We start from the raw sequence: 10964 nt of genomic DNA, 5'->3' as shown, positions 1-10964 counted from the left end.
GCTGCTGGCGGACGAGTATCGGCGCAACCGGACCACGGGCGGGTTCATCATCATCGACGAGTCCACCAACCGCACGGTCGGCGCCGGCATGATCACGAAAAATCTCTAGCTATCCACCGGTGTCATTACCGGATTGTCCGAATCTTTGCATAAACCCTAGCTATCCGATAGCGTTTGCCGGGAAACATATCGGCGAAACGTGAGTGGATCACGCCATGACTGCTGTCCCCGACGTTCTTTCCAGCCGCGGCCTCGCGATTCGGTACAGTTCCCCCCTCGACCCGATCGCCGAGCCGCTCCTCCGTGAGCTCGACGAGGAGTATCTCACCCGATACGGGCCGAACGACGAGATGCGCCGGCACCCCGCGGCCGAGTTCGCCGCGCCCGGCGGCGCATTTCTGCTCGTCCTCGACGGCGGCGTGGCCGTGGCCGGCGGGGCGTTCCGCCGCTACGACGACACCACCGCGGAGTTCAAGCGGGTGTGGACCCATCGGCCGTATCGCCGGACCGGGCTTGGCTCCGCGGTGCTGCGCGAGCTCGAGGCCGAGGCCGCCCGGCGCGGCTACCGACGGGTCTATCTCACCACCGGGCCGCGTCAACCGGAGGCGGTCGAGCTGTATCACCGGGCCGGCTACCGGCGTTTGTTCGACGAGGCCGACCCCGTCTATGCGGACGCGCTGGCGTTTGAGAAGTTCCTCGACCCCGTCTCGGGAGGCGCCGCCGCGGCCCGACCGGCGGACGCCCGATGAGCGCTGGCCCGCCGCCGGTGCGGGAGAGCACCGACGAGCACGGGCCAAGTCCGGTCGTCGCCGACCATCCGGACTTCGAGGAGCTCAAGGTGGTGCCGGCGCGGTATCCCTGGCGCTGGTTCGCCACCCTCGCGGTCGCGGTGCTGCTCGCGATGGCCGCCCATGCTCTCGTCACCAACCCGGCGTGGGACTGGAAGGTCGTCGGCGAATACCTGTTCTACGAGACCATCCTTCGCGCCGTCTGGCTTACGCTGAAGCTCACCGCGCTCGGCATTGTCCTCGGGTTCGTCCTCGGCACCGTGTTGGCGCTGATGCGGCTGTCCGGTGTGCCGCTGCTGACGTCGGTCGCCTGGACCTACGTGTGGATCTTCCGCTCGGTGCCGCTCATCCTGCAGCTGCTGTTCTGGTACAACCTCGCGATCCTCTACCGGTACCTGTCCTTCGGCGTGCCGTTCGGCCCGTCGTTCGTCGAGGTCGCCACCATGGACCTCATCGGCCCGCTGACCGCGGCGACCCTCGGGCTCGCGCTGCACCAGGGTGCCTACGCTTCCGAGATCGTGCGGGCCGGGGTCCTGTCGGTCGACCAGGGCCAGCTCGAGGCGGCCGCCGCGCTGGGGGTGCCGCGCGGCCGGCAGATCCGCCGGATCGTGCTGCCGCAGGCGATGCGCACCATCGTCCCGACCGCCGCCAACGAGATCGTCGGGCTGGTCAAGGGGACCTCGGTGGTGTACATCATGGCGCTGCCCGAGCTCTTCTACCAGGTGCAGGTCATCTACAACCGCAACGGCCGGGTGATCGCGCTGCTGCTGGTGGCGACCATCTGGTACATGATCATCACGTCGATCCTGTCGGTCGCGCAGTTCTACGTCGAGCGTCACTACGGCAAGGGCAGCGCCCGGGTGCTCCCGCCGACGCCGACGCAACGGCTGCGCGCCGCCGTCGCGGCCCGCCTCGCCGGATGGCGCCGATGAGCGCGGCGATGGTCGACGTCCGCGGCGTCCACAAGAGCTTCGGCGCGCTGCACGTGCTGCGCGGCATCGACCTGCGGGTGCGGGCCGGCGAGGTGACCGTCGTGCTGGGCCCCTCCGGGTCGGGCAAGTCCACGCTGCTGCGCAGCATCAACCATCTGGAGCGGGTCGACCGCGGATACGTCAGCGTCGACGGGCAGCTCATGGGCTACCGGCGCGCCGGGAACCGGCTGCACGAGCTCAAGGAACGCCAGATCCTCAAGCAACGCACCCAGATCGGGTTCGTCTTCCAGAACTTCAACCTGTTCGCGCACCTCACCGCCATCGAGAACATCGCCGAGGCGCCGATCTCCGCACAGCGGCGGCCCAGGAGCGAGGTCTACGCCGAGGCGGAGACGCTGCTGCGGCGCGTCGGGCTGCTGGAGAAGGCGCAGGTGTACCCGCGGCAGCTCTCCGGCGGCCAGCAGCAGCGCGTCGCCATCGCCCGCGCCCTCGCCCTGCGCCCGAAGGTCGTGCTCTTCGACGAGCCGACGTCCGCCCTCGACCCGGAACTGGTCGGCGAGGTTCTCGACACGATGCGCGACCTCGCCCGAGGCGGGACCACGATGATCGTCGTCACCCACGAGATCGGCTTCGCCCGCGAGGTCGCCGACACCGTGGTCTTCATGGACGCCGGTCGCATCGTCGAGCAGGGCCCGCCGGACGAGGTGCTCAACCACCCGCAGCACGACCGCACCCGCGCCTTCCTCAGCAAGGTGCTCTGAGACCAGCCTCGAAGGAGGACCTCGTGTCGCCTGTCCCAGTCCCCGCCCGCCGGGCTGTTCGCCGGTTCACGGCACCCGCGCTGCTCGCGGCCGCTGCCCTCGCGGTGCTGACCGCCTGCGGCACCCCCAGCGATATCGCCGCCGGCTCGGCCCCGTCCAGCGGTGCGGCGGACGCCGGCCAGCTGCGGGTCAACCTGAGCCCGAACCAGAACCGCGTCCGGGCCACGAAGATCGACGCCATCGCCAACGCCGTCCCGGCAGCGATTCGCGAGAAGGGCGAGTTCGTCGTCGGCGTGAACCCGGACGGCACGCCGCCCCTGGAGTTCCTGGCCACCGACGACCGCACACTGATCGGCTCGGAGCCGGACATCGCCCAGCTGGTGGCGGACGTGCTGGGCCTGAAACTGCGGCTGGAGAACACGTCTTGGGAGAACCTGTTCCTCTCCGTGCGCTCCGGCAAGTACCACCTCGGCTTCTCGAACATCACCGTCACCGAGGACCGCAAGGATCTCTACGACTTCGCCACGTACCGCGTCGACCAGCTGGCCTGGGAGGTCCGTAAGGACAGCAAGGTCACGAAGATCTCCGGACCGGCCGACATCGCGGGCCTCAACGTGTCGGTGGGATCGGGCACCAACCAGGAGAAGATCCTGCTGTCCTGGGACGAGGAGAACAAGAAGGCGGGCCGCAAGCCCGTGAACATCTCGTACTTCGAATCCTCGGACTACCAGCTGGCGCTGCGCTCGGGCCGCACGGACGCCCACTTCGGCCCGAACCCGACGGTCGCCTACCACGTCGCGGTGGCTGGCGAGACGCGGATCGCGGGCACATACTCCGGCGGCGGCGCCAGCATCGACGGCCGCATCGCCGCGATGACGGTGAAGGGCAGCGGCCTGGTCGACCCGGTGGCGGCCGCGCTGAACGCGGTCATCAAGGACGGCAAGTACGCGGAGGTCCTGCAGCGTTGGGGCCTGTCGAACGAGGCCGTCCCCGAGGCGCTGGTAAACCCGCCGGGCCTGCCCCGCGAGAAGACGTGATCTGACAACCTTCGTGAGCGGCACGGCCGGGCACGGCCGTGCCGTCACTGCGGCTATTTGGTCCAGCCGACGTCCACGTACTGCCGCTCGCTGCGCAGGCCGTAGGCGCCGAAGTTGGCCAGGCCCGGTCGTACCGCCGAGATCTGCGGGGTCTGGAACAGCGGTACGGAATGCCCGGCCTTCCACAGCAGCACGTCGGCCTGGTTGAGCAGTTCGCGGGCCTTGGCCCGGTCGGTCTGCGCGCCGGCCTGGTCGATCAGCTTGTCGATCTCCGGCGTCCCGATTCGGCCGTAGTTCTGCTCGCCGTCGGAGCGGTAGACGGGGTACAGCAGCGACGGGAAGACGTTGTCGACCTGCCGGAAGGAGGCCAGGTCGAACGCGCCGACGTTGACGTATTTGGCGAAGAAGTCGTTGCCGGGCACCTTGCGCAGTTCGACGGCGATGCCGGCCCGGGCGAGCATGTTCTGCACCAGTTGCGGCAGTTCGGCGCTGCCGCCGGCGTTGACCACGTAGGTCAGCTTCAGTGGCGCGCCGTTCCTGGTGCGCGTCTTGCCGTCCGCGCCGACCGTCCATCCGGCCTGGTCGAGCAGTTGCTTGGCCCGATCGAGGTCGAAGCGGCCGTAGTCGCCGCTGTTGTCGCGGTAGCCGTCCTGGCTCGGCATGAAGAAGTGGGCCCGCCCCAGACGGGGATCTTCTCGATCCAGCCGGTGCGACCCACCGGCTGCCGGTTCCGCACCCGCTGCCCGCTCTACGTGACGCTGGCGGCGCCGCAGCGGCCGATCTGCGAGACCACCGAGCCCGCGATGACCGAGTCCCCGGCCGGTGTCGGGCATCGGGCCGCCTGCCATCACACGGGCCGCGGGTGAGGAACCGGCGTCATCCGAGCGCCGGCCAGAGCGGAGCCTCGGCGACGTCCTCCGCGTCGCGGAGCACGCGCAGGATGTTGCGGCCGGTGAGCGCCTCGAGCTCGGCGGAGTTCCAGCCGCGCCCGGCCAGCTCACCCAGCAGCCGCGGATAACCGGAAACGTCGGCCAGCTCGGCGGGCAGCCAGTCGACACCGTCGTAGTCGCCGCCGAGGCCGAGGTGCGCCACGCCGACGAGCTCGCGGGCGTGCTCGACGTGGTCGGCGACCTGGGCGAGCGACACTTCCGGCCGCGGATTGGCGGCGAGCCACCGCGCGAAGCCCTCCTCGACCGGCACCGCGCGCGCCGCCGCGGCCTGCTCCGCGGCGAGGTCCGCGCCCGACTCGCCGGGGCGCGGCGCTCGCGGCCAGGTCCACGGCACCGCCGGCAACCCGAGCCGCTGGCGTTCCGCGCCGGCCTCGGCGGTCCAGGCGGCGACCTCGGCCGAGATGAACGCCGGCACGAACGTGAGCTGCAGGACGCCGCCGTTGACCTTGAGCAGCCGCAGCTCGTCGTCGCCGACATTGCGCGGGTGGTCATTGATCGCGCGGGTGGAGGAGTGGCTGAAGATCACCGGTGCGGTGGCGACGGCCAGGGCGTCACGCTGGGTCGACGCGGCGACGTGGGACAGGTCGACGAGGATGCCGAGCCGGTTGAGCTCCGCGACGATCGCGCGGCCCGCGTCGCTGAGCCCGCCGACCGAGGGCTCGTCGGTCGCCGAGTCGGCCCAGGCGGTGTTGTCGTTGTGGGTCAGCGTCACGTACCGCACGCCGAGCCGGGCGTAGGAGCGCAGCACGCCGAGCGAGCCCGCGAGGCTGTGGCCGCCCTCGACGCCGATCAGCGACGCGATCCGCCCGCCGCGGATGACCCGCTCGACCTCCGCCGCCGTGCAGGCGACCGCGAACGTGTCCGGGTAGGCGGCGGCGAGGCGATACACGGCGTCGATCTGCTCGAGGGTGGCCACCACGGCCTCCGGCTCGGGCAGGTTCGAGGGCACGTAGACGGACCAGAACTGCCCGCCGACCCGGCCCGCGCGCAGCCGGGGGATGTCGGTGTGCAGCTCCGGACGGTGCCGGTCGAGGCCGTCGACGCGGTATCCGGCCCGAGCCCGCAGGGCAGTCGGCAGGTCGTTGTGCCCGTCGATGACCGGCATCGCGGTGAGGACCCGCTCGACGATCGCGGCGCCTTCATGTGCGGTACGCAGCTGAGCGGAGTGGCCGGTCATCGGACGGCCTCGGCGCGCCGGGCGGCCTGGCGGTCCGGGTCGGGCAGCGGCGCGGCGGCGATCAGCCGGCGGGTGTACGGGTGCACGGGTGCGTGCAGGACCTGGCGGGTCTCACCGGTCTCGACGGCCAGGCCCTGTTGCAGCACCATGACCCGGTCGGCGACGGTCTCGACCACGGCCAGGTCGTGGCTGATGAACAAGGCGGCGAACCCGAGTTCGCGATGTAGGCGCATGAGCAGCTCCAGGATTCTGGCCTGAACGGACACGTCCAGGGCCGAGGTCGGTTCGTCGGCGATGAGCAGCCGCGGTTCCAGCGCGAGCGCGCGGGCCAGGCCGGCCCGTTGCCGCTGTCCGCCGCTGAGTTCGTGGGGGTAGCGCCCGGCGCTTCCGGCCGGCAGCTCGACCTGTTCGAGCAGCTCGCCGACCCGGGCACGGACGGCGCCGCGGTCGAGGTCCCGGCGGTGCACCCGCAGCGGCTCGGCGACGCTCTCGCCGATGGTGAGCAGCGGGTTGAAGCTGGTCGCGGGGTCCTGGAAGACGTATCCGAGCCGCCCGGCGGGCGTGCGGACGTCGAGGGTGCCGCCGGTGACCGCGGTCAGCCCGGCGATCGCCCGGCCGATGGTGGTCTTGCCGGAGCCGCTCTCCCCGACCAGCCCCAGCACCTCGCCCGCCCCGATCCGGAAGCTCACCCCGTTGACCGCCCGGGCGCCGCCGCGCCCGAGCCGCCGGGGGTACTCCACGACCAGCTGGTCGGCCACCACGACCGGCTCGGCGTCGGCCGCCGGCGCGGTCCGGGCCGTCGCCGCGCCGGGCACCGGTATCGCGGCCAGCAGCTCCCGGGTGTACTCGTGGGCCGGGGCGGCGAAGAGCGCGCCCGTCGGGGACTGCTCGACGATCCGCCCGCGGTGCATGACCGCCACCCGGTCGGCGACGTCGGCGACGACGCCCATGTCATGGGTGATGAGCAGGATGCCGGTGCCGAAGTCGGCGCGGCACCGCCGGAGCAGGTCGAGGATCTCCGCCTGCACGGTCACGTCGAGCGCGCTGGTCGGCTCGTCGGCGATGATCAGCCGGGTGCCGAGGGCCAGCGCCGCCGCGATCAGCACCCGCTGCTGCTGGCCGCCGGAGAACTGGTACGGGTAATGGTCGGCACGCCGCCGCGGGTCCGGGATCCCGACCGCGTCGAGCATTTCCACCGCCCGGGCACGCCGGGTCGCCCGCCCGCCGACCCCGTGGGCGCGCAGCCCCTCGGCGATCTGCCAGCCGACCGGATACACGGGGTTCAGTGCCGTTGAGGGCTCCTGGAACACCATCGCCGCCGCGGTGCCGCGCAGCCTGCGCAGCCGCCGCAGGTTCAGGCCCACCACGTCCTGCGGCGCCGAGCCGTCCGCCGGCCGCAGCAGCACCCGGCCGGTGACCGTCGCCGAGCGCGGCAGCAGGCCGAGCACGGCATTGGCGGTGGCGGTCTTGCCGCTGCCGCTCTCACCGACCAGAGCGACGATCTCGGCGGGGGCGATGGCGAGGTCCAGCCCGTCGACCGCACTCACGTGACCGCCGTCGACCGCGAACCGGACGCGCAGGTCCTCGATCCGCACCAGCTCATCGCTCACACCGTGACCTCCGCTCATGCCGCCCGCCGCCGCAGCCGCGGGTCGGTGAGATCGCTGAGACTCTCGCCGATCAGGGTGATCCCCAGGACCGTCAGCACGATCGCGATTCCCGGCGGCACGGCCGTCCACCAGATCCCGGCGGTCACGTCCGGCACCGCCTTGTTCAGGTCGTAGCCCCACTCCGCGGCCGAGTTGGGTTCGATGCCGAAGCCGAGGAAGCCGAGCCCGGCCAGGGTGAGGATCGCCTCCGACGCGTTGACGGTGACCACGACCGGCAGGCTGCGCACCGAGTTGCGCAGCACATGGCGGAACATGATGCGGCCGTGGCCGGCCCCGATGACCCGGGCGGCGTCGACGAACGCCTCAGCCTTGACCCGGACCACCTCGGCCCGCACGACCCGCAGGTATTGGGGCACGAAGACGACGGTGACCGACACCGCGGCCGCGGCCAGCCCGCCGGTCAGGCTCGAGCGGCCATGGCTGACCACGATCGCGACCAGGATGGCCAGCAGCAGCGACGGGAACGCGTACATGGCGTCGGCCACCCCGACCAGGACCCGGTCGAGCCGGCCGCCGACGTAGCCCGCGACCAGCCCGAGCAGCACGCCACCGGCCAGCGACAGCGTCACCGCCAGCAGGATGACCAGCAGCGCGGTCCGGGCGCCCCACAGCGTGCGGGAGAGCACGTCGTAGCCCGTGACCGTGGTCCCGAGCGGGTGGCCGCCGCCGGGCCGCTGCTGGGAGCCGTAGAGCACGCCCCCGTCCTGCAGCTGGGCGTAGCCGTGCGGGGCCAGGACCGGTGCCAGCAGCGCGGTCAGCACGAACACCCCGACGAGCGCCGCGCCGGCGAGCACCATCGCGCGCTGCGCCCCGGCGCTGTCACGCAGGATCCGGATGGCCATGTCAGTACCGCACCCTGGGGTCGACGAGCGCCGCGACGGCGTCGACGAGGAAGTTCGTCACCGCGACCACGACGGCGAACACGGCGACGAGCGCCTGCACGGCGACGAAGTCCCGGGCGGTCAGGTAGTGCGCCAGCTCGAAGCCCAGACCCTTCCACTCGAACGTCGTCTCGGTCAGCACCGCCCCGCCCAGCAGCCCGGCGACCTGCAGGCCGAGCATCGTGATGACCGGCACGAGTGCCGGGCGGGTGGCGTGCCGGTCGCGCAGCCGGCGCTCCGGGACCCCGCGGGAACGCGCCGCCGTGACGTACCCGGCCGACAGTGTCCCGATGAGGTTGGTGCGCACCAGGCGCAGGAAGATCCCGGCCACGAGCAGGCCGAGCGCCACGCTGGGCAGCACCGCGTGGCGCAGCACGTCGAGCACCGCGGCGCCGTCGCCGCTGCGCAGCGCGTCCAGCAGGAATATGCCGGTCACGCTGGAGCGGTGGGCGAGTTGCAGTTGCACGCCGGTGCTGGCCCGCCCGGCGACCGGGAACCAGTCCAGCCACACGGAGAAGACCAGCTTCAGCAACAGCCCGACGAAGAAGACCGGGGTCGCGTACGCGAGGATCGCGAAGAGCCGCAGGACGACGTCCGGCGCGCGGTCGCGGTAGTAGGCCGCGAGCCGGCCGAGCGGCAGCCCGACGATCAGCGCGATCACGAGCGCGTACACCGCCAGTTCCAGTGTCGCCGTGCCGTAGCTGCCGAGCAGGTCGGCGATCGAACGGTTGTCCGTCGCCGTGCGGCCCAGGTCGCCGGTCGCCACGCCCTTGAGGAACTCGAGGTACTGCACCAGCAGCGGCCGGTCGTAGCCGGCCTGGTGCAGTCGTTGCCGCAGCTGGTCAGGCGTCAGCCGGTCGCCGAGGGCGTTGGTGACCGGGTCCCCGGTGAGCCGCATGAGGAAGAACACTGCGGTCACCAGGGCGAAGACGGTCGGGAAGATGAGCAGAAACCGTATGGTCAGGTAGCGGGCCAGTCCCGGCACCGGCCGCCGCAGGTCAGCGTTTCGCAAGCTCGGCCCAGCGGAACTGGTACGCACTGTCGAGCCGCTGCGGCACGCCGTCGATCTTCGCGCGGGTCACGATCGCGGTGGATCCCTGCAACAGCGGGACGATCGGCACGGCCTTCGCGACGGCGTCCTGGATCTGCTGCAGCGCCGCGGTGCGCCGGCCCGGGTCCGTCTCCGTCTGCTCCTGCTTGATGAGCGCCTTGACGGCCGCGTCGTCGTAGCCGTTGTTGACCCAGTTGCCGTCCGCGAAGAACGAGCCCAGGTAGTTGTCAGCGTCGAGGTAGTCCGCGTACCAACCGAGCTGATAGGCGGGGTACTGATCGGCGACCCGCTGCTTGCCGTACTGCGACCACTCGGTCGACTGCAGCGTGACCTTGAACAGCCCGCTCGCCTCCAGCTGGGTCTTGATCAGCGCATACTCGTCCTCCGACGAGGAGCCGTAGTGGTCGGTGTTGTACTGCAGGTTCAGCGCCACCGGCGTGGCCACCCCGGCGGTGCTCAGCAGCCGCGCCGCCGCGGCCTTGTCCGGGCCGCCGTGCTGGTCGCCGTACAGCGGCTTGAGGGACTCGGTGGCGCCGGTGATGCCCTGCGGCACGTAGGAGTACAGCGGCTGGAACGTGCTCTTGTAGACCTGCTCGGCGAGCTGTGTGCGGTCGATCAGCGACGCCGCCGCCTGGCGCACGGCGAGGGCCTTGGCCGGGTCGGCCTGCGCGGTCGCCGAGCCGAACGGCTGCGTCTTGAGGTCGAACACGATGAAGCGGATGCCGTTGCCCGCGCCGGTGTGCACCACGACCTCGGGCTTGGTGCCGAGGTCCTGCAGGTCGGGGATGGTCAGCGTGCGGTAGACGACGTCGATGTCGCCGCGCTGGATGTCGAGCTTGAGGTTGGTCGCGGCGGTGTAGTACTTGAGCACCACGCCCGTGTTCTTGGGCGCGCCGAGGCCGCCGCTGTAGGCCGGGTTGACGCTGAACGACACGACGGAGTTCTTGGTGTAGCTGTCGACGACGTATGGACCCGCCCACGGCTTGGCCGCGATGATCGCCTCGTCGTCCAGGATCTTGTCGGCGGGGAAGACCTCCTCGTCGGCCACGAGTCCGGCGGCGGTGGTGAGGATCTGCGGGAAGAGCGTGTCGTTGGGCGACTTGAGGGTGAACTCGACCGTGTCCGGCGCGGGCGCAGCCACCGACTCGAGGTTGTACAGCAGCGACGACGGGCCGTTCTTGTCGGCGATCTTCAGCTGCCGGTCGAAGCTGAACTTGACGTCGGAGGAGGTGAGGTCGTGGCCGTTGGCGAACTTCAGGCCGGGCTTGAGCCGCACGGTGTACTTCGTCGGCGCGCTGAGCGTGATCGAGGCGGCGAGGTCAGGCTTGGCGTCAGTCGACCCGTTGTGGGCGCTGAGCAGCGTCGCGTACACCTCGGTCTCGATGGTGCCGGAGCCCGCGTCCCAGGCGCCGGCGGGGTCGAGGCTGGACACCTGGTCGGTGGTGCCGATCGTGATGGTCCGCCCGTCGGCGGCGGATTGGGCGTCAGAGGTTTCCGTGGTGCAGGCGGCCAGGCTCAGCAGCGCGGCAAGCGCCGTGGCGGCGGCCGGCCCGCGCGGTGTGGTTCGGGGCATGGCGCGACGCTACGAAGCTCCTGTTAACCCATGTTTCCCATCTAGATAATAGGAAATAAAATCCACGAATTTACTTCTGTATCCATAGACACCTTGCGTGCCGGCGGCACCGTCCGACGCCGGTGGCGACGGCCCGGTGGTTCG

Annotated in this window: 11 protein-coding genes; 5 read left to right on the top strand and 6 right to left on the bottom strand. The window is 71.1% G+C overall.

From position 1 onward, the window contains the following. Nucleotides 1-215: 215 nt before the first annotated feature. The 4 genes from AB0367_RS36500 to AB0367_RS36485 are packed head-to-tail and all read left to right on the top strand — an operon-like array spanning nucleotide 216 to nucleotide 3518. Nucleotides 216-749, top strand: coding sequence for a GNAT family N-acetyltransferase (locus AB0367_RS36500; RefSeq protein ID WP_366231084.1), 534 nt, complete (start codon nucleotides 216-218; stop codon nucleotides 747-749). Further along, a complete protein-coding gene (locus AB0367_RS36495; protein WP_366231083.1) occupies nucleotides 746-1720 on the top strand; it encodes an amino acid ABC transporter permease in 975 nt (324 codons plus the stop codon). Before AB0367_RS36500 ends, AB0367_RS36495 begins: the two co-directional genes overlap by 4 nt. Further along, nucleotides 1717-2481, top strand: coding sequence for an amino acid ABC transporter ATP-binding protein (locus tag AB0367_RS36490; RefSeq protein WP_366231082.1), 765 nt, complete (start codon nucleotides 1717-1719; stop codon nucleotides 2479-2481). The genes AB0367_RS36495 and AB0367_RS36490 overlap by 4 nt, the downstream gene beginning before the upstream one ends. Before the next feature lie 23 nt (nucleotides 2482-2504). Beyond that, on the top strand, nucleotides 2505-3518 hold the full coding sequence (locus tag AB0367_RS36485; protein ID WP_366231081.1) for an ABC transporter substrate-binding protein: 1014 nt from the start codon (nucleotides 2505-2507) through the stop codon (nucleotides 3516-3518). Nucleotides 3519-3571: 53 nt separating this feature from the next. Here the strand turns inward: AB0367_RS36485 and AB0367_RS36480 are convergent, their stop codons facing one another. Next, the gene (locus AB0367_RS36480) at nucleotides 3572-4180 is read right to left on the bottom strand and encodes an ABC transporter substrate-binding protein (RefSeq protein WP_366231080.1); all 609 of its coding nucleotides are present in this window, start codon (nucleotides 4178-4180) and stop codon (nucleotides 3572-3574) included. Between the two features lie 6 nt (nucleotides 4181-4186). On the opposite strand from AB0367_RS36480, the gene AB0367_RS36475 reads away from it, so the two are divergent. Continuing rightward, nucleotides 4187-4384 carry a hypothetical protein gene (locus AB0367_RS36475; protein ID WP_366231079.1) on the top strand — a complete coding sequence of 66 codons (198 nt, stop codon included), beginning with the start codon at nucleotides 4187-4189 and terminating at the stop codon, nucleotides 4382-4384. A 10-nt stretch (nucleotides 4385-4394) separates the two neighbouring features. Here the strand turns inward: AB0367_RS36475 and AB0367_RS36470 are convergent, their stop codons facing one another. The 5 genes from AB0367_RS36470 to AB0367_RS36450 are packed head-to-tail and all read right to left on the bottom strand — an operon-like array spanning nucleotide 4395 to nucleotide 10820. Then, nucleotides 4395-5645, bottom strand: a complete 1251-nt coding sequence (locus AB0367_RS36470) for a dipeptidase (RefSeq protein ID WP_366231078.1) — start codon at nucleotides 5643-5645, stop codon at nucleotides 4395-4397. Then, entirely contained in the window at nucleotides 5642-7255 is a 1614-nt protein-coding gene (locus AB0367_RS36465) for an ABC transporter ATP-binding protein (protein WP_366231077.1), read from the bottom strand. The genes AB0367_RS36470 and AB0367_RS36465 overlap by 4 nt, the downstream gene beginning before the upstream one ends. Before the next feature lie 14 nt (nucleotides 7256-7269). Continuing rightward, a complete protein-coding gene (locus AB0367_RS36460; protein WP_366231076.1) occupies nucleotides 7270-8157 on the bottom strand; it encodes an ABC transporter permease in 888 nt (295 codons plus the stop codon). Between the two features lies 1 nt (nucleotide 8158). Further along, on the bottom strand, nucleotides 8159-9208 hold the full coding sequence (locus AB0367_RS36455; RefSeq protein ID WP_366231075.1) for an ABC transporter permease: 1050 nt from the start codon (nucleotides 9206-9208) through the stop codon (nucleotides 8159-8161). Beyond that, complete coding sequence (locus AB0367_RS36450; RefSeq protein WP_366231074.1) at nucleotides 9195-10820, bottom strand: ABC transporter substrate-binding protein; 1626 nt, start codon at nucleotides 10818-10820, stop codon at nucleotides 9195-9197. Before AB0367_RS36450 ends, AB0367_RS36455 begins: the two co-directional genes overlap by 14 nt. Between the last annotated feature and the right edge of the window lie 144 nt (nucleotides 10821-10964).

Source organism: Dactylosporangium sp. NPDC051484, assembly GCF_040689395.1.
In the GTDB taxonomy this organism is placed as follows: domain Bacteria; phylum Actinomycetota; class Actinomycetes; order Mycobacteriales; family Micromonosporaceae; genus Dactylosporangium.
The sequence above is the reverse complement of the archived record's forward strand: the minus strand, read 5'-3'. Positions and strand labels throughout refer to the sequence as shown.